General features: G+C 71.9%; 15 protein-coding genes, 1 pseudogene and 1 riboswitch. Of the genes and pseudogenes, 13 read left to right on the forward strand and 3 right to left on the reverse strand.

Annotated features, from left to right (window positions below):
- The first annotated feature begins 169 nt into the window (after positions 1-169).
- The 7 genes from ACWC5O_RS21460 (at position 170) to ACWC5O_RS21490 (ending at position 8070) form a co-directional block, all read left to right on the forward strand.
- Positions 170-1216, forward strand: coding sequence for a hypothetical protein (locus ACWC5O_RS21460; protein ID WP_450588943.1), 1047 nt, complete (start codon positions 170-172; stop codon positions 1214-1216).
- A gap of 189 nt (positions 1217-1405) precedes the next feature.
- Positions 1406-1521: riboswitch (cobalamin riboswitch) on the forward strand.
- A 93-nt stretch (positions 1522-1614) separates the two neighbouring features.
- On the forward strand, positions 1615-2847 hold the full coding sequence (locus ACWC5O_RS21465) for a prenyltransferase/squalene oxidase repeat-containing protein (RefSeq protein WP_450588941.1): 1233 nt from the start codon (positions 1615-1617) through the stop codon (positions 2845-2847).
- Positions 2844-3497 carry an SCO2322 family protein gene (locus tag ACWC5O_RS21470; protein ID WP_450588940.1) on the forward strand — a complete coding sequence of 218 codons (654 nt, stop codon included), beginning with the start codon at positions 2844-2846 and terminating at the stop codon, positions 3495-3497. The genes ACWC5O_RS21465 and ACWC5O_RS21470 overlap by 4 nt, the downstream gene beginning before the upstream one ends.
- Positions 3490-4659, forward strand: coding sequence for an energy-coupling factor transporter transmembrane component T (locus tag ACWC5O_RS21475; protein WP_450588938.1), 1170 nt, complete (start codon positions 3490-3492; stop codon positions 4657-4659). Before ACWC5O_RS21470 ends, ACWC5O_RS21475 begins: the two co-directional genes overlap by 8 nt.
- On the forward strand, positions 4656-6491 hold the full coding sequence (locus ACWC5O_RS21480; RefSeq protein ID WP_450588936.1) for an ABC transporter ATP-binding protein: 1836 nt from the start codon (positions 4656-4658) through the stop codon (positions 6489-6491). The genes ACWC5O_RS21475 and ACWC5O_RS21480 overlap by 4 nt, the downstream gene beginning before the upstream one ends.
- Positions 6488-7318 (forward strand): ECF transporter S component, encoded by an 831-nt coding sequence (locus tag ACWC5O_RS21485; RefSeq protein ID WP_450588934.1) that lies wholly within the window; start codon positions 6488-6490, stop codon positions 7316-7318. Before ACWC5O_RS21480 ends, ACWC5O_RS21485 begins: the two co-directional genes overlap by 4 nt.
- Before the next feature lie 338 nt (positions 7319-7656).
- Positions 7657-8070, forward strand: coding sequence for an aggregation-promoting factor C-terminal-like domain-containing protein (locus tag ACWC5O_RS21490; RefSeq protein ID WP_450588933.1), 414 nt, complete (start codon positions 7657-7659; stop codon positions 8068-8070).
- A 56-nt stretch (positions 8071-8126) separates the two neighbouring features.
- On the opposite strand, the gene ACWC5O_RS21495 is transcribed toward ACWC5O_RS21490, so the two are convergent.
- Positions 8127-9365 carry an alpha/beta hydrolase family protein gene (locus ACWC5O_RS21495; protein ID WP_450588931.1) on the reverse strand — a complete coding sequence of 413 codons (1239 nt, stop codon included), beginning with the start codon at positions 9363-9365 and terminating at the stop codon, positions 8127-8129.
- A gap of 103 nt (positions 9366-9468) precedes the next feature.
- On the opposite strand from ACWC5O_RS21495, the gene ACWC5O_RS21500 reads away from it, so the two are divergent.
- Both ACWC5O_RS21500 and ACWC5O_RS21505 read left to right on the forward strand, forming a co-directional pair.
- Entirely contained in the window at positions 9469-10155 is a 687-nt protein-coding gene (locus ACWC5O_RS21500) for a YoaK family protein (RefSeq protein ID WP_450588929.1), read from the forward strand.
- 59 nt (positions 10156-10214) lie between these two features.
- Positions 10215-11474 carry a hypothetical protein gene (locus ACWC5O_RS21505; RefSeq protein WP_450588928.1) on the forward strand — a complete coding sequence of 420 codons (1260 nt, stop codon included), beginning with the start codon at positions 10215-10217 and terminating at the stop codon, positions 11472-11474.
- Between the two features lie 27 nt (positions 11475-11501).
- Here the strand turns inward: ACWC5O_RS21505 and ACWC5O_RS21510 are convergent, their stop codons facing one another.
- Positions 11502-11954, reverse strand: a complete 453-nt coding sequence (locus ACWC5O_RS21510; protein WP_450588926.1) for a hypothetical protein — start codon at positions 11952-11954, stop codon at positions 11502-11504.
- Between the two features lie 488 nt (positions 11955-12442).
- The gene (locus ACWC5O_RS21515) at positions 12443-13678 is read right to left on the reverse strand and encodes a cytochrome P450 (protein WP_450588924.1); all 1236 of its coding nucleotides are present in this window, start codon (positions 13676-13678) and stop codon (positions 12443-12445) included.
- Between the two features lie 230 nt (positions 13679-13908).
- Here ACWC5O_RS21515 and ACWC5O_RS21520 point away from each other — a divergent pair, with 230 nt between their 5' ends.
- From ACWC5O_RS21520 to ACWC5O_RS21535, 4 genes and pseudogenes are all read left to right on the forward strand, one after another.
- Complete coding sequence (locus tag ACWC5O_RS21520) at positions 13909-15078, forward strand: steroid 3-ketoacyl-CoA thiolase (RefSeq protein ID WP_450588923.1); 1170 nt, start codon at positions 13909-13911, stop codon at positions 15076-15078.
- Between the two features lie 337 nt (positions 15079-15415).
- Positions 15416-15907, forward strand: a pseudogene (locus tag ACWC5O_RS21525) (MFS transporter); the annotation flags it as partial.
- A 287-nt stretch (positions 15908-16194) separates the two neighbouring features.
- Positions 16195-17316 (forward strand): DUF2330 domain-containing protein, encoded by a 1122-nt coding sequence (locus tag ACWC5O_RS21530; RefSeq protein WP_450588921.1) that lies wholly within the window; start codon positions 16195-16197, stop codon positions 17314-17316.
- A gap of 70 nt (positions 17317-17386) precedes the next feature.
- Positions 17387-18058 carry an O-methyltransferase gene (locus tag ACWC5O_RS21535; protein WP_450588920.1) on the forward strand — a complete coding sequence of 224 codons (672 nt, stop codon included), beginning with the start codon at positions 17387-17389 and terminating at the stop codon, positions 18056-18058.
- Positions 18059-18083 lie beyond the last annotated feature (25 nt).

Consider the following 18083-nt stretch of genomic DNA (forward strand, 5'->3'; position numbering starts at 1 on the left):
ATGACAACCCAGGCTGCGGAAATAGGCAGCAATCGTTGACAGTTGAGGGTGCGGTGGGTGAAGATCGGGACACAGAGAGCAAGATCGACCCGCCTCGGGTGCTGCCTATGGGGGAGCAGCATCCGGGGCGTACCTCTGTCCGCCTTCTCCCCACGAAGGTGAGCCTCCGATGCCGCACGCCGTCCTTCTCCTCGGAGTGAGCCACCGGGCCGCGTACGACGCGTACCCGCTGGAGCGGATCGCGGCGGTCCACCCGGTGGTGCTGGTCGACACGGCCCTGCCCCTCTGGGCGCGCCCGTACCTGGCCGGCCACATCGCGGCGGACCCCGGCCAGGACGCGGCCGCCGCCGAGGCGGTCGCGCGCTACGCGTTACGGCTCGGCGTGAGCGGCGTACTGACCTGGACCAGGCAGTACGCGCCCGCCGCCGCACGCATCGCGGCCCGGCTGGGTGTACCCGGCGTCCCGTACGAGACGGCCGTCGCCTGCGCCGACCCGGCCGCGTCACGGGTGCTGCTCGCCCGTCACGGGATTCCCCCGGCCGGCCGGGAGGACGCCGATGCCCCGCTCGTCCGTGCCGAGACCGTCGTCCTGGACGACGAGGTCCGCATCGCCGCGCTGACGCGTACGGCCCCGGGCCCGCCGCCCGCCCGGCAGCCGCTGCGGCACTCCGTGCACGCCCACGACGGGCTGCTGCACAACCGCTTCCTGCGGCAGACCGTGGAGCGGACCGTGCGCGCGCTCGGTCTTGCGCACACCGTCGTTCACATCGGCCTGCGGCTCACCGCCCGCGGCCCCCGTGTCACGGACGTCGTCCCGCACCTGCCCGGCGATCTGATCCCGCTGCTGGTCGAGCGGGCCACCGGCGTCGACCTGGCCCGCGCCGCCGCCGCGCTGGCCGTCGGCCGGCTCCCGGACGTGGCGCCGACCCGGCAGCTGGCGGCCTCGATCCAGTTCGCCTACCCGGCCACGACCGGCCGGCTGACCCACCTCGACATGAACCCGGCCGCCGCCTACGAGCCGTCCGCCGAGCGCATGGTCCTCACCGGGCAGCCCGGCGACCACGTCACGGCGGCCGCCCACGCGGACCCCGAAGACCGCCTCGCGCACTGGGTGGCGGAGGGCGAGACCCCGGCCGACTGCGCGCACACCCTGCGCCGCATGGCCCGCCACCTGACCGTGGCCGTCACCCCGCCGGCCCGGCCGTACGCGGCCTAGGCGGGCCAACACCCGCGACAGCCAGGCCCCTTCGATCTCGTGCACGCCGACCGAGCGCCACGCTTCCCGCGCTCTCCCCCCAACCGCCATGACCGTGACCCCGGTCACCGTCTCCGTGTGCCCACAGCCACCCCTCAGGCCGCGTACGGCTGCCGGTAAAGTGGCGGCGTCGTCATCACACCCGTACGGGGGGAAGCCGGTGCAATTCCGGCGCTGACCCGCAACCGTAAATCGTCCGCCATCCCCGGACGGTGAGCCGGACTGCCTCGCACGGGACGTTGACCGGCTCGCGTGCGCGGCGATCCGCAGCGCACGGCACCGTCGAGGTTTACGGAGCCGAGCCGCCCGGGGTGTTCCCGTGCGCTGCCGGTTCCCCGCAGGAGAGGCAGTCGCCGACCATGAACGTCCGCCGCAGTGCCGCGGCTCTCGCCGCCCTGGGTGTGCTGGCCGCCGCCGCACCCGCCATGGCCGCCGGCCCGTCCCCGTCCGCTTCCCCGAAGGTGACGATCCCGGCCGGGCTGTTCGGCAGGACCGACCCCACGAACGACGGTGTCTGGCGCCAGTCGCTCGCCCTGATCGCCCAGCGGACGCTCGGCTACCGCCCGGCCGCCTCGGCCGTGGACTGGCTGGTCGGGCAGCAGTGCGACAAGGGCGGCTTCGCCGCGTTCCGGGCCGACACCGCCAAGCCCTGTGAGGGCAAGGGCGGCGCCCAGCCCGACACCAACAGCACGGCCGCCGCCGTCCAGGCGCTGCAGGCGGCCGGCGGTCACGACGCCGAGGTCCGCAAGGCCCTGGTCTGGCTGACGACGCTGCAGAACAAGGACGGCGGCTGGGGGTACTTCCCCGGCGCCCCCAGCGACACCAACTCCACCGGCGTCGTCGCCGGCGCGTTCGCCGCGGTCGGCCAGGACCCCGCCCAGCTGCACGTTCGGGGCAAGAGCCCGTACGACCTGCTGGCCGAGTGGTCCCTGCCGTGCGACGACGCCGGGGGCGGAGCGCTCGCCTACCAGCCGGACAAGAAGGGCAAGCTGGTCGCCAACGCGGACGCGACGGCGGCCGGAGTGCTGGGCGCGCTCGGCAAGGGGTTCGCGCCGAAGGCCGGGAAGGCCCCGGGGCAGGGCTACATCTGCGGCAACTCCGACAAGCCGCTCACCTCGGCGGAGGTGGCGCGCAACGGCTCCGCCTACCTGGGGGAGGCCATGACCGACGACGGGTACCTGAAGTCCGCCATGCCCGGGGCCAAGGACCAGCCCGACTACGGCAACACCGCGGACTCGGTCGTCGCGCTGGCCGCGACCGGCTGGACCCGCCTGGCGAAGAAGCCGTACGCCTGGCTGGAGAAGAACGCGGTGAAGTGGGCGCGGCAGAGCGGCCCGGCCGCCTACGCCGAGCTGGTCTTCGCCGCGCACGCGATGGGTGACGACCCGCACGACTTCGGCGGCACGGACCTGGTGCAGGCGCTCAACGCGACGGGCCCGGCGCCGCAGAAGGCCGCCGCCACCGCGGAGCCCGGCAAGCGCGCCGAACACGGCTCGGGCATCGGTGTCTGGTGGATCGTCGGGGCCGGCCTCGTGTTCGGCGTCGGCATCGGCATCCTGCTCAGCGGCCGCCGGAAGCGGCAGCAGCTGTGACCGCCGTCCGCCGTGCCGCGGCCCTGCTGGTCGCCGCGCTCGTCCTCGTCGCCGGTGCCGCCCAGGCGCACGCCGCCGGTTACCGCTACTGGTCGTTCTGGGAGCGGGACGGCGGCCACTGGACGTACGCCACCGAGGGCCCCTCGACCGCCCGTCCCGACGACGGTGCGGTCCAGGGCTTCCGCTTCGCGGTGAGCGTGGACTCCGCGGACGCGAGCCGGCCGCGCGGCACGGCGGACTTCGCCACGATCTGCGCGGGGACGCCCGCGAAGCCGGGTACGAAGCGAGTCGCCCTCGTCATCGACTTCGGCACACCCGCGGACGCCCCGTCCGGCGAGACCCCGCCCACCCGCCGCACGGCCTGCGCCCGCGTCTCCCCCGACGCGACGACGGCCGAGGCCCTGGCAGCCACCGCCAAGCCCCTCCGCTACGACACCAACGCCCTGCTGTGCGCGATCGCCGGGTATCCCCGGAAGGGGTGCGGGGAGCAGGTGTCTGCCGACGGCACGGAGAAGAAGCCGACGGCTGCCGGCGAGAAGCCCCGGCAGAAGGACAGCGGCCCCTCCCTCGGCCTGCCGATCGGAGTGGGCGCGGTCGTTCTCCTGGCCGGAGCGGCGGTGTGGCAGGCCCGGCGGCGCGGGAATGCGTAGTCCCCGGGTGCGGGCCGGTGCGGGCTGGCCGCGCCCACGCGGCGGAGCCGCAAGTCGATACAGCCCGCGCCTCCTCACGGCGCGGGTGGCACCACTCCACCCCGGCGCCTGGTGGCTCTGGTCGCTCGGGCTCGGTACCGCCGCCACCCGGACCACCAACCCGCTCCTCCTCGGCCTTCTCATAGCCGCAGCGGGCTACGTGGTGGCCACCCACCGCTCCAGCGCCCCCTGGGCCCGCTCCTACACCGCCTTCGCCAAGCTCGCCGCCGCCGTGCTGCTCATCCGCCTCGCGTTCACGGTCGTCCTCGGCTCCCCCGTCCCCGGTACGCACGTCCTGCTCACCCTCCCCGAAGTGCCGCTCCCCCACTGGGCGCAGGGCATCCAGCTCGGTGGCGAAGTCACCGCGGAAGCGCTTCTCTTCGCCGGATACAACGGCCTGAAGCTCGCCGCCCTCCTCATCTGTGTCGGCGCCGCCAACGCCCTGGCCAGCCCGGCCCGCCTGCTCAAGTCCCTGCCCGGCGCCCTGTACGAGATCGGCGTGGCCGTGGTCGTCGCGCTCACCTTCGCACCGCACCTGATCGCCGACGTCCAGCGGCTGCGCGCCGCCCGCCGGCTGCGCGGCCGCCCGGACCGGGGGGTACGAGGCCTGCTCCAGGTCGGACTGCCGGTTCTGGAGGGCGCGTTGGAGCGTTCGGTCGCCCTCGCCGCCGCGATGGACGCCCGCGGCTACGGCCGTACCGCCGCCGTCCCCGCCCCCGTGCGCCGTACGACGACCGCGCTCACCCTCGGCGGCCTGCTCGGCGTGTGTGCGGGGACGTACGGGCTGCTCACCGCGGAGGGGGGCGCGTACGGGCTGCCGGTACTGGGGGCCGGGGTCGTCGCGGCGCTCGCGGGCCTGCGCCTGGGCGGCCGCCGCACCCCGCGCACCCGGTACCGCCCGGAGCCGTGGGGTGTGCACGCGTGGCTGGTCGCGGGCTCGGGTGCCGCGGTCGCCGCGCTGCTCGCGCTCGCCTCCGTACGCGATCCGGACGCGCTGCACCCCGGAGTCGTACCCCTGGTGGCCCCCACCCTCCCCCTGTGGCCCGCGGCCGCGGTCCTGCTGGCCCTGCTGCCCGCCTTCGTCGTCCCCAAGGAATCCAAGCACCCCAAGGAGCCGTCGTGATCCGCTTCGAGGAGGTCAGCGTCACATACGAGGGCTCGGCCGAACCGACCGTCCGGGGCGTGGACTTCGAGGTCCCCGAGGGCGAACTCGTGCTGCTCGTCGGCCCCTCCGGGGTCGGCAAGTCGACGGTGCTGGGCGCGGTCAGCGGGCTGGTCCCGCACTTCACCGGCGGCACCCTGCGCGGCCGGGTCACGGTGGCCGGCCGGGACACCCGGACCCACAAGCCGCGCGAACTCGCGGACGTGGTCGGCACGGTGGGGCAGGACCCGCTCGCGCACTTCGTGACGGACACGGTGGAGGACGAACTCGCCTACGGCATGGAGTCGTTGGGGCTCGCGCCGGAGGTGATGCGGCGCCGGGTGGAGGAGACGCTGGACCTGCTGGGCCTGGTCGACCTGCGCGACCGCCCGATCGCCACGCTCTCCGGCGGACAGCGGCAGCGGGTCGCGATCGGCTCGGTGCTCACCCCGCATCCGCGGGTGCTGGTCCTCGACGAGCCGACCTCGGCGCTCGACCCGGCCGCCGCGGAGGAGGTCCTGGCGGTGCTGCAGCGCCTGGTCCACGACCTGGGTACGACGGTCCTGCTGGCCGAGCACCGCCTGGAGCGCGTGATCCAGTACGCCGACCGGGTCGTGCTGATGCCCTCCCCGGGCGCCGCCCCGCTGCACGGCGACCCGGCCGAGGTGATGTCCGTCTCCCCGGTGTACCCACCGGTGGTGGACCTGGGCCGCCTGGCAGGCTGGTCCCCCCTCCCCTTGACCGTCCGCGACGCCCGCCGCAGGGCAGCCCGACTCCGGGAACTCCTGGCCCAAGCGCCGACGCCCGCGCCCGAAGCACGGCCGGAGCCGCCCGCCGAGGTGGCGTCCCAGAAGGTCGTGGCTGCGGCGGACGAGCCGGTGGCCGCCGACGGCGGGGACGCCCCACAGGGGCCACCCGCACCGGACGACGAGACCCGTACGGGTGGTGCGGGTAGGAACGAGATCCGTGCCGAAGGCGAAGCCGAGGCGCCCCCCGCCCCCACGCCGTCCCGCTGGCAGCGGATGTTCCGGCGAACCACCGCTCCCGCGGCCACCGCTGCCCCACAGATCGCCGAGGTCCGCTCCCTGGCCGTCCGCCGGGGCGGGATCACGGCCCTGCGGCATGTCGACCTGACCGTGGCCCCCGGTGAGACGGTCGCGCTGATGGGGCGCAACGGCGCCGGGAAGTCCACGCTGCTCGGCTCCCTGGTCGGGCTGGTGGAGCCCACCGCCGGTTCCGTCCGCGTGGGCGGGGCCGTACCGCATCGGACTCCGCCCCGGGACCTCGTGCGCCGGGTCGGGCTCGTCCCGCAGGAGCCGCGGGACCTCTTGTACGCGGACACGGTGGCCGCCGAGTGCACGGCCGCCGACCGGGACGCGGGGGCCGCGCCCGGCACCTGCCGGGCCCTGGTGTCCGAGCTGCTGCCGGACATCACGGACGACACCCACCCCCGCGACCTCTCCGAGGGCCAGCGTCTCGCGCTCGCCCTGGCGGTCGTGCTGACCGCCCGGCCTCCCCTTCTCCTGCTCGACGAACCGACCCGGGGCCTGGACTACGCGGCCAAGGCCCGCCTGGTGACCGTGCTGCGCGCGCTGGCCGCAGAGGGGCACGCGATCGTGCTGGCCACGCACGACGTGGAGCTGGCGGCCGAGATCGCGCACCGGGTGGTGCTGCTCGCCGACGGCGAGGTGATCGCAGACGGCCCGACGGCGGAGATCGTGGTCTCCTCCCCTTCCTTCGCCCCGCAGGTCACCAAGATCCTCGCCCCGCAGCCCTGGCTGACCGTCTCCGAGGTCCGGGAGGCCCTGGCATGACCACCACCTCGCGGGCCCGGGTCCGCGCCGTCCGGCTCGGACCCCGCTCCCTCGCCGCCCTGGTCCTGGTCAGCGCGGTCGGCGTGGTCGGCTTCTTCTGGCCCTTCCTCGCCCCGCCCACCTCACAGATCGGCGCGCACGCCGAGGACGCGCCCTGGCTGTTCGCGGGCCTGCTGATCCTGCTGGTCGCGGTCGTGGCGGCGACGATCTCCGAGTCCGGTCTCGGCCCGAAGGCCGTCGCCATGGTGGGCGTGCTGGCCGCGACCGGGGCGGCGCTGCGCCCCATCGGCGCGGGCACGGCCGGGATCGAGCCCATGTTCTTCCTGATGGTGCTGAGCGGGCGGGTGCTCGGGCCCGGCTTCGGCTTCGTGCTCGGCTCGGTGACGATGTTCGCGTCCGCGCTGCTCACGGGCGGGGTCGGCCCGTGGATGCCGTTCCAGATGCTGGCGATGGGCTGGTTCACCATGGGCGCCGGGCTCCTCCCGGGCCAGGTCCGGCTGCGCGGGCGTGGCGAGCGGCTGCTGCTGGCGGCCTACGGCTTCTTCGCGGCCTTCGCCTACGGCACGGTCATGAACCTGGCCGGCTGGCCCTTCATGGGTGCCCTGACCTCGAACATCGCCTTCGATCCGGACGGGACGGTCTCCGCCAACCTGGCCCGGTTCGTCGCCTACTGCCTGACCACGTCCATGGGCTGGGACCTGGGCCGGGCGGTCTGCACGGTCGTCCTGACCCTGGTCCTCGGCCCGGCGCTGCTGCGCGCGCTCCGCCGGGCCACCCGGCGTGCCGCTTTCGAGACCGCGGTCACATTCGACGCACCCGCTGCGTGAGGAGTCGTATCCGGGCTGTCAGCTCCCCGGTGAAGCACCCCACATGACGCAGGTCACCTACGATCCGGGGTCGTTGTTCACTATGTCCGATTCGTCCATTCATGCACCCCTTCTGACCTGCGCTTTGAGACCCACGCCACACAAGCGACCTTTCCTCCCGATCCGGCCACAACTAGTAAAAGGGGTCATTGCGGACCCGCCTCGAGCCTGTTTCTGTAGACGACGTCGCCAGGCGCCACGAGCCCGAACGGGTCGCGGCGCCGACGTATGCGGCAGGCCCCCACACACGGGGCTGCGACATACAGGCGATCTCCTGTCCCCGACGTAAGAGGTTCTCCGTGTCCGTCTCCTTCATCCGCCGCATCGCTTCCCCGAAGAAGGCCCTCACCGCCGCCGCCGTGGCCGCCGCCACCGCCGGTCTGGCCCTGACCGCGGCGCCCGCCCAGGCCGCCACCACGCAGGCCTCCGCCGCCCAGGCGATCGCGCACAAGATGATCCCGGACGCCGCGCAGTTCAACGCCTTCAGCAAGATCGTCGAGCACGAGAGTGGCTGGAACCCCTCCGCCACCAACAGCTCCTCCGGCGCCTACGGCCTGGTCCAGGCCCTGCCGGGCTCGAAGATGTCCTCCGCCGGTGCCGACTGGAAGACCAACCCGGCCACCCAGATCAAGTGGGGTCTGGACTACATGAACTCCCGCTACGGCAGCCCGGTCCAGGCCTGGAGCTTCTGGCAGGCCAACGGCTGGTACTGAGCCACCCGGCTCCCGGCCCCCCGGCCCCGGGCCACCCGGCCCCAGGCCACCCCGCGCTAGGCCACCGCGCCTCCGAAGAAGCGCGCGATGCCGGCCAGCGCCGCCCGGTACGACCCCCCGTGGTCGACGGGCCCCATATCCAGCACCCGCACCCTCGCCCCCTGCTCGGCGAGGGTGCGCGCGCATGTCCGGGCGTTGCCGATCGGCACGTCGGTGTCGTTGTCGCCGGCGTACAGCCGCACCGGCACGTCGGGCTTCCAGTCGCAGGTGTGATCGTTGGCCCGCAGCACCTCGCGGAAGGCGCCCGTCGGCCGGGTGAGCTGCCGGTAGAAGTCGTCCGTCAGCAGCTCCCGCACGTTCGGGGCGAGCTGCCGGACGATGTCCTCCTCCTCGTGCCGCCCGTCGAAGAGCCCCTCGACCCGGTCCGCGTACGGCGCCCGGAACACCTCCGAGGGGTCCTTGTACATGGGGTGCAGCCGGTTCTGCGCGACGAGGAAGTAGGAGATGTAGAGCACCCCGCTGATGTCGTTGACCCGCCCGTCCGTGAGCGCGGGCACCTCGGTCCCCGCCAGGTCGTACGGCCCCGCCACCGGCGCCAGCGCCTTCAGCCGGAATCCGGGCGCGTCCCCGTGCCGCACCGCCCGCCCCACGGCCATCGCGACCTGCCCGCCCTGCGAGAAGCCGGTCGCGTAAAGATCCCCGTTCACCGTGCGCCCGAGTCGCCCCGCCGCCGTCCGGGCCGCCCGCAGCATGTCGACCGAGGCGGTGACGGCGGACCGCGTGTCCATGTACGGGTGGCGGCCCGGCCCTTTGCCCAGCCCCAGATAGTCGGGCGCGGCGACGGCGTGCCCGGCCGAGGCGAAGAGATACGACTGCGCCCGCGCGTCCTCCGCGACGGAGGGCGCGTAGGCGCGGTCGGTCATGGTCCCGTGCGTGTCGGAGACGAGGTCGAGGGTGCGGCCGCCGCCTTCGGGAAGGGTCAGCAGCCCCGTGGCGGTGGTGGGCCGCCCGTACGGGTCGACGGTCCGGTACGTCACCCGGTACGCACGGACGCCGTACCGCAGCGAATCGGTCCCCACCCGAAGTTCCTGGAGGCCGCGGGCGACCTCGGCACGGCTGTGCCGGGCGACCGGCACGACGGACGCCACCTCTCCCCGATGGCCGCCGCGCGGCCCGGCGACCGCGGCCGGTGCGGCGGCGATGCCGGCGAGCAGCGCGACGGCCGCGACCGCACCCCCCTTCCGCATACGCCAACCGGGCTGCTTTTCCGCTGATTTGCGCGTGTCCTCTGTCATGTCCCGAACGCTACGGACGCACGCTTCGCCGGGGCATCCGAGAGTCCCCCGCGCCCGTGGTGGACTTGTCACCACCCTGTCCGTCCGGCTGACCGGAGGAAGCATGACGACGCCGTCACCGCCCCCGCCCGACCCGGAGGCACGCGGGGTGCGGCTGGTGGTCGTACTCCTGGTGCTGACCGTGGTCAGCGGCCTGATCGACGCGGTCAGCTATCTGGGCCTGGGCCGAGTCTTCACGGCCAACATGACCGGCAACGTGGTGGTGCTCGGCTTCGCGGCGGCCGGCGCGCCCGGCTTCTCCGTCCCGCACACCGCGACCTCGCTGGCCGCCTTCCTGCTGGGCGCGGTGGCCGGCGGCCGGGTGGCGGCCCGGTACGGCAAGGGCTCGCGGCGCAGGTGGGCCCGGCTGACCCTGGTGGCGGAGACACTCCTGATCGGCGTGTCGGCGGCGGTGGCCTTCACCTGGCCGGACACGACCGACACCCGCTACGCGCTTATCGCCCTCACCGCGTTCGCGATGGGCCTGCGCAACGCGACCGTCCGCAAACTGGGCATCCCCGACCTGACGACCACGGTCCTCACGATGACCCTGACCGGCCTGGCCTCCGAGTCCCGCCTCGGCGACGCCACGGGCCACCGCTCCCCGCGCCGTACGGCGTCGGTGATCGCGATGCTCGCGGGCGCCGCCCTCGGCGCCTGGCTGGTGCTCCACCGCGGCCTGGGCATTCCGCTGCTGCTCGCGGCGCTCGCCTCGGGCCTGCTGGCGGTGGTGGCGTCGGGCCGGGAGTGACTCGACTGTTCGGACTAGTACCCCGGGCGCACCGAGCTGTAGGGCATGAGCATGGCGCCATGGGACTCAGCCCTCTCGCGAATCTCCGCGGAAAGATATCCGGCGCCCTCATGCTCGTCGGCCTCGTCACGGCTTCGGCCGTGCTCATCTGCTTGGGACGGCAGGACATCATTCATGCACTGTCCTACGCCGGCCGGCTTGCCGGGGGCCTTTTTGTCGCCGCGGGACTGACGGCCCTCGCCGCGGCCGTCTGCGTCGTCGTGGACAGGCTCCTCGGACGCGGAACGAAGTACACGACCGCGATCACTCTCTTCGGAGCACTGGCCGTACTGGCTGCCGGCCTGCTCCTTCTGACGGTTCAGATCGGGGAGTACACGCTCTGGCTCTGGCTCTGGCTCGCCCTCATAGCGTGGGCGTGCTGGGCACTCTGGGATCTCCTTCATCGCCGGCAAGCGTGGCGGGAAATAACTTTTCGACGCAACTTCGCGGCCGTTGTCTCCTTCACCGCGCTTATCACCGCCGCCAACTTCGTCTACTCGCAGATCTACGAGCCCTATTCGTCTCCCATGACGGTCATCATCTCCGCGAAGATCGGAGCTATTCACAAAGACGAGGTCACCACGTATGTGCCGGTGACGTTCCAGTTGGAGAACACCGGCAAGGTAGCCGCGTACCTGGTCGGGGCGAGCTACTCGCTCACCGGGCTCGACTGGAAGTCGGTTTACCAGAAACCCAGAAAACTGAAGCAGTGGGAGAAGGACATAGACACTGACGCACTGACCGATCTGCATACGTATGCCGACAAGCCGCAGCCTTACACCGTCAGCATCGGACTGCTCCAGACGCTCGGTGATTACGAGTTGAATCCCGGCGAAAAGTACGTACAAGAGAAGACCATCGAATTGCCCACCCAGACGTTCCGGGCCGTCCAGGTCCAAAGCGAGGCCTATTTGCTGAGGAAGGACAGAATGACCTACGACGCCGCCCCGGTCACCTATTACTCATGGTCCGGCAAGGGAGAGAACGTTCCCAAGTGGGTCACGGACTACGCGGGGGCGGACGCCGATTCCGACTACGTCAGGTACCAGGTGCCCGTCCGTTACAGCAATCAGATCCTGAACTTCACGAGAAGACCCAGGCGTATCACTCTGTGGTGGGTGCTGGGTAAGGACGGCAGCACCCCCATCACACCACTGGTCGCCTCTCTGGAGACTCCGGGGGGAGAGCAGACGGAACCAACTTATGCCGAATGGGAGCAGGCACGGGAGAAGTATGGATTCACGTATCTGAACAGCGGATCCACGGAAGCGGTCCTGTAGCCGACCACTCGGAAGGCTGTGCTGACTTCACCGATTGCGCTGCGCGGCGCTGAGCCGCTCGACCTGTTTCCGGATCAGGTCGGCCGGGAACGAGGCGTGCTCGCCGAGGTCCTGTGCCTTGAAGGTGACGATTACGGAGCCCACTCGCACCACGGTGTACTGGCACTGGTTGAGCCGGCGGTCCTCCGGCATGGGGATGGCGAGCCGGTAACGCACGGCCTCGTCCCCCAGGCGGGGCGCCTTCTCAGGCGTCAACTGCGCCTTGTACGGGCCGACCCAACCGGTGCCGGTGTAGGACCGGCAGGTCTTCAGCCCACCCTGAAGACGCCCGAAGGCCGTGCCGGTCTTCCCGCCCTCGTAGGACGCGGGGGTCGAGTTGCCCGGCCAGATGCTGTTCTTCCAGTTGATCTGCGCGACCTGGGCGAACGACCCCTTCGCGTCACGGGCGTCGATCACGACCTGGCACGCCGGATCCGACACCGGAGGGAACGTCCTGCCCCCGCCGCCCTTTTCCGCACGGCTCGGCTCGAACGGAACCTCACCGCCCCGCACCTGAGGCACTTCTCCGTCGCGGAAGGTGAGGGTCTTGAGCTGACGAAGGCTCAGCGGCGCTCCATCCGCGGCATGAGAGGCACGCGCCCGGGCCGCCCCGGTCGTGCTCGGCCGCCCCTGCCCGTCTCCGCACCCTGCGACCAGAACAGCCGCGATCATGACGAGCACCCCGTGTCTCGCCGCCCGATTCCCCACGTGCGCACTCCCCCGGTGACCGGGATCGCCGCCCCAGGGCGATCCATCCGGCCCGGACTCCAGCGTTGTCACCGAACGGGAGTTTGAACTTGGGTACTTGTCGGTGCAGAGCAGGGTCCGTGGGATCCATGTCGGGGGAGGCAGGAACCGGGGGACGGGGTGTTCCTGCCCCCCTCGGGGTGGGCCGGCGGCGTCGGGAGCCGTCGGCCCCGACCGGTGGGTCAGGCCGTGGTGACCCGGAGTTCCTTGACGCCGTTGATCCAGGCCGAGCGGAGCCGGCGGGGGTCGCCGACCAGGCGGAGGTCCGGCATGGCGGCGGCTATCGCGGTGAAGATGAGGTCGATCTCCAGGACCGCCAGGGACTTGCCGAGGCAGAAGTGGGGGCCGCCACCGCCGAAGCCGAGGTGGGGGTTGGGGTCACGGGTGATGTCGAAGGCGTCGGGCGAGGCGAAGACCTCCGGGTCGTGGTTGGCGGAGGCGTAGAAGAGGCCGACCCGGTCGCCCTTCCTGATGTGCACCCCGCCGAGTTCCGTGTCCTGGGTGGCCGTGCGCTGGAAGGAGTTGACCGGGGTCGCCCAGCGGACGATCTCCTCGGCCGTCGTCGCCGGGCGCTCGCGCTTGAAGAGGTCCCACTGGTCGGGGTGGGTGAGGAAGGCGTGCATGCCGTGGGTGATGGCGTTGCGGGTCGTCTCGTTGCCCGCCACCGCCAGCATCAGCACGAAGAAGCCGAACTCGTCGGAGTTCAGGTTGCCTTCGTCCTCCGCGGCCACCAGTGTCGTCACGATGTCGTGGGCCGGGCACTGCTTGCGCTCGGCGGCCATGTTCATCGCGTAGGCGATGATCTCGGCGGCCGACTGCGCGCCGACCTCCTCGGTGATCGCGTACTCGGGGTCGTCGTAGGCGATCATCCGGTTGGACCAGTCGAAGATCTTGGACCGGTCCTCCTGCGGCACGCCGATCAGCTCCGCGATGGCCTGCAGGGGCAGTTCGCAGGCGACCTCGGTGACGAAGTCGAAGGGGCCGGATCGGGCGCGGGCCGCCTCGACGATCGCCCCGGCGCGCGCCCGCAGGCGCTCCTCCAGGGCGCGGATGGAGCGGGGCGTGAAGCCGCGCTGCACGATCTGACGCACCCGGGTGTGCTCGGGCGGGTCCATGTTCAGCAGGATCAGCCGCTGGGCGTCGATCGCGTCGCGTTCGATGTGTTCGTTGAAGCGGATGATCGCGGTGTTGAGGGTCGAGGAGAAGATCTCGGGGTGCGTGGAGACGTACTTGACGTCCGCGTGCCGGGTCACGGCCCAGTAGCCGTCGTCGGCGAAGCCCGCCAGGCCGTGCGGCTGCGGGATCCAGCGGACCGGCTCGGTGCGGCGCAGCTCGGCGAACTCCGGGAGGGGCACACGGTGGTGCAGCAGGTCGGGGTCGGTGAAGTCGAACCCGTCGGGCAGCGCGGGGCAGTGCATGGGCGACTCCCAGCCATCTGACGGTCCATCAGCAAGTGCCGTGAACGTAGTAACGGGTTCTAAAACTGGCAAGGGGTACGGCACCCCCAATCCGTGCGGAGTTCGTGCAGATCGCGACTTCGACACCTGCAAGACCCTTGCGGTGATGGACATCACGTCAGCAGACTGCACAGAGAACTAGTACGCGTTCTAGTTCTGGAGGAGAGCCCTCTCGGAGAGGACCCGCACCCATGGCCGCCGAACCCGTGATCGTCGAAGCCGTACGCACCCCGATCGGCAAGCGCGGCGGCGCGCTCGCCAATCTGCACCCCGCCTACCTCCTGGGCGAGACCTACCGTGAACTCCTCGGCCGCACCGGCATCCCCGCCGACGCGGTCGAGCAGATCGTCGGCGGCACGGTGACCCATGCCGGCGAGCAGTCGATGAACCCCGCGCGCACGGCCTGGCTGACCATGGGACTGCCGTACGAGACGGCGGCGACGACCGTCGACTGCCAGTGCGGCTCCTCGCAGCAGGCCTCGCACATGGTGGCCAACATGGTCGCGGCGGGCGTGATCGACGTGGGGATCAGCTGCGGCGTCGAGGCCATGTCGCGCGTACCGCTGGGCTCGGGCTCCAAGCACGGCCCGGGCAAGCCCTTCCCCGACGAGTGGAACGTCGACCTGCCCAACCAGTTCGAGGCGGCCGAGCGGATCGCCCGGCACCGCGGGCTGACCCGCGAGAACGTGGACGCACTGGGCCTGCTCTCGCAGGAGCGGGCGGCCCACGCCTGGGCGGAGGAGCGCTTCAAGCGGGAGACCTTCGCCGTGCAGGTGCCCACCACCGAGGAGGAGCAGCACGCCGGGCAGGGCATGTGGCGCCTTGTCGACAAGGACGAGGGGCTGCGGGACACGTCGATGGAGGCGCTGGCGGGGCTGAAGCCCGTGATGCCGACGGCGGTTCATACCGCCGGCAACTCGTCGCAGATTTCGGATGGCGCCGCGGCCATCATGTGGGCCTCGAAGCGGATGGCCCGCGCGCTGAAGCTGAAGCCGAGGGCACGGATCGTGGCCCAGGCGCTGGTGGGCGCCGACCCGCACTTCCACCTCGACGGGCCGATCGACGCCACGAAGGCCGTGCTCGGCAAGGCGGGCATGTCCCTGAAGGACATCGACCTGGTCGAGATCAACGAGGCTTTCGCTTCGGTGGTGTTGAGCTGGGCTCAGGTGTTCGAGCAGGACCTGGAGAAGGTCAATGTCAACGGCGGCGCGATCGCGCTCGGGCACCCGGTCGGGGCGACCGGGGCCCGGCTGATCACCACCGCCCTGCACGAACTGGAGCGCACCGACAAGGAGTTCGCGCTGGTCACGATGTGCGCGGGCGGTGGGCTGGCGACCGGGACGATCATTCAGCGGTTGTAGTCCAACCGAGGAACGCGTTGCTCTCCATAGCGGATCCGTCACAGGAGCGGGGTAATTGGCAGATTCGGTCCGCCCCCGACCGCCTCTCCATCGCCTGACCTGGTTCTTTCCTGCGCACCCTGGCCCAAGTCTTCCAATCACCGCCCCCCGGGAGCTCACCCAATCGCCGAGAGTGTCAGGTTGCCGCAGCCGGGCGCGACAAGGATCACAGTCGGGGGCACGGTTACGGCCGCGGGAGCGGGCACACGTTGCTGGGTACAGCGCATTCAGGTGCACTCTGCATCGATTCGCGTACGCCACGTAATCGGGCGAAGTGCCCCTAGGCCCACGCAGACGTCACGGGCTGTTGGTCGTGCTCGGTGTGATGGCGCTGATGATGATCGTGCAGCCGTTCGCCGGTGCGCTGACCGACCGGGTCGGCCGCCGCCCGGTGATCGCGGCGGGCTGCGCGGGCTTCCTGCTGCTGTCCGTCCCGGCTCTTCTGCTCATCCGTCAGGGCAGCCTGCTCGCCGTCGCGCTCGGTATGGGGGCGCTGGGTCTGCTCCTGGTCTGCTTCACGGCGGCCATGCCGGCCGCGCTGCCCGCTCTCTTCCCGACCCGGGTGCGCTACGGCTCCCTGTCCATCGGGTTCAACGTCTCGGTGTCCCTGTTCGGCGGGACGACTCCGCTGGTCGTCACGGCGCTGATCGGTGCTACCGGGAACATGATGATGCCCGCTTATTACATGATGGCCGCGGCTGTTGTGGGCGGGTTCGCGGTGTGGCGGATGGCGGAGTCGGCGGGGCGGCCGTTGCCGGGTTCGGCACCGTCGGTCGAAGCGGCGGGGTAAGCGCCGTTGGGCTGCGGGTGGTCGCCTGAGTGCGGGTCCGCGGGAGCTGGTCGCGCAGTTCCCCGCGCCCCCGGGGGAGTTGCAGTCCCGTCGGCCGCAAGGTGCTCGCACAGCCGCAGCCAGCAGCGGCCCGGCGTCCCCACGTAGCTGCGGGCAGTCGTGCCTCTGGGGCGATGGGGGTCCCCTGCTCAGGCGCAGCGGCACCCCGTCGGCGCGGGTGAGCGAGACCCGCCCCCGGCCGGCCCCAGCGGCGGAACCGATCACGCACCGGTGCCGTCTGTAGCCCCGTGAAACGCGCCCGCCTGCTCTCAGTCGTCCTCGCCCTTCTCGGCGTACAGCTCGGCTGGTTCATCGCCCCCGCCTACGCCTGCGGGTGCGGCGCGATGGTCCCCTACCCCTCGCAGCGGATCGCCGTCTCCAGCGAGCAGTCCGTACTGCGCTGGGACGGCCGGCAGGAGCAGATCGTCATGCGGCTGACGGTGGGCGGCGACGCCGACCGCGCCGCCTGGATCATGCCGGTCCCGCACCGGGCGACGGTCCGCCTCGGCGACCCGGCCCTCTTCGACCAGCTGGCCGCCGCCACGGCCCCGGTGCGCCGCACCCGGTACCACTTCTGGCCGGAGAACGGCGACTGGCCCTTCGACAGCCACGACGAGGCCGTCGGCGCGGCCCCGCCCCCCGCGGCGGGCGGCGTCGGCGTGGTCGGCCGGCAGCGGCTGGGCCCCTTCGACGTGGCCCGGCTGACCGCGACCGACCCGGCCGCGCTGGACACCTGGCTGCACGAGCACGGTTTCACGTTCCCGGCGAGGCTGAGGACCGCACTGCAGCCGTACGTCGACCGGAACTGGGAGTACGTGGCCGTACGGCTCGCCCCGAAGGCCTCGCACACCCCGCTCTACGGCGCCCTCGACCCGCTCCACCTCACGTTCGCCAGCGACCGCGCGGTCTACCCGATGCGCCTGTCCCGCCTGGCCCGCACCCCTCAGTCCCTCGGCCTGTACGTGCTCGCCGCCCACCGTATGGCGACGCGCACGACGATCGGCGGGGTGCAGCCCGAGGTCGTGTTCGCGGGCCGTCTCGACAAGCCGGGCGGCACGCTGGGCAGGCTCGCCAAGGGGACGCCGTACCTGACGGCCCTGACCCAGCAGTTCCCGGACCCGGCCCGGATCTCCGGCGACCACGAGCTGCGCCGCGCGGCCGTCGACACCCGGGTCCAGAACGTGATCTACGAGGACCGGCTGCGCGAGGTGGCCGGGATCCCGGCGTGGCTGATCACTGTCGGTGGGGGGGTGCCGGCGGTGCTCGCAGTCGTCGCGCTGGTCGTCGTACGACGCTCGCGACGGTCGGTGACTCCCCCGCCGCCCGTGCACTCCCCACCGCCCTTGCCCCCGTCCGTGCCGCTGGGCTGAGACCATGCAAGGTGTAGCCAAGGAACCTCGGGAAGAGACTCGAGGGGACACTCGGGAAAGGCAGCAGGCGATGAGCGGGTCGCAGTTCTGGGACGACGTCGACTTCTACTTCACCAGCCATCTCTCACCGGAGGACGACGTACTCCAGGCGGCCCTGCGCGACAGCGAGGCCGCGGGGTTGCCGCCCATCGGTGTCACTGCCCCCCAGGGCAAGTTCCTCCAGTTGCTCGCCGAGATCCAGGGTGCCCGCAACATCCTGGAGATCGGCACGCTCGCCGGTTACAGCACGATCTGGCTGGCCCGTGCCCTGCCGGAGGACGGCAGGCTGATCTCGCTGGAGTACAGCGCCAAGCACGCCGAGGTGGCGACCCGCAACATCGCCCGGGCGGGCCTGGACCGGATCGTGGAGGTGCGGGTGGGCCCGGCCCTGGAGTCGCTGCCCAAGCTCGCCGACGAGAACCCGGCCCCCTTCGACCTGGTCTTCATCGACGCCGACAAGGCCAACAACCGGCACTACGTGGAGTGGGCGCTGAGGCTCTCCCGCGCGGGCAGCCTCATCGTCGTGGACAACGTGGTGCGCGGCGGCCGGATCGCCGACGCCGACAGCACCGATCCGGACATCGTCGGCACCCGGGCCGCCATCGAACTGATCGCCGCCCACCCGAGGCTGACCGGCACGGCGGTCCAGACGGTGGGCAGCAAGGGGTACGACGGCTTCGCGCTGGCCCGGGTTCTGGGCTGACAGCCACCGGACCGTTGCGGGCCGG

The organism is Streptomyces sp. NPDC001450, assembly GCF_053597295.1.